At 62.2% G+C, this 262-nt stretch carries 1 pseudogene; it reads left to right on the forward strand.

Annotation, left to right across the window (positions count from 1 at the left end):
* Window positions 1–219, forward strand: a pseudogene (locus SB772_RS42375) (L-asparagine permease); the annotation flags it as partial.
* Window positions 220–262 lie beyond the last annotated feature (43 nt).

The following is a 262-nucleotide window of genomic DNA, read 5'->3' on the forward strand; positions in this document are numbered from 1 at the left end:
TTCCTGATCCTGAGGGCCTTGGGCGAGCTGGTGCTGTACCGTCCGACGTCGGGCTCTTTCGTTTCGTACGCCCGTGAGTTTTACGGCGAGAAGATGGCGTACACGGCCGGTTGGCTGTACTTCCTGAACTGGGCCATGACCTCCATTGTGGACGTCACCGCCGTCGCCCTGTCTGTGAAGTTCTGGGGCCACGTTTGGGCGCCCCTCAACGATGTGCCGTAGTGGCTCGTGGCGCTCGTTGCCTTGGTGGTGGTGCTGTCCC

The sequence above is a fragment of the Paraburkholderia sp. SIMBA_030 genome (assembly GCF_046535245.1).
Classification (GTDB): Bacteria; Pseudomonadota; Gammaproteobacteria; order Burkholderiales; family Burkholderiaceae; genus Paraburkholderia.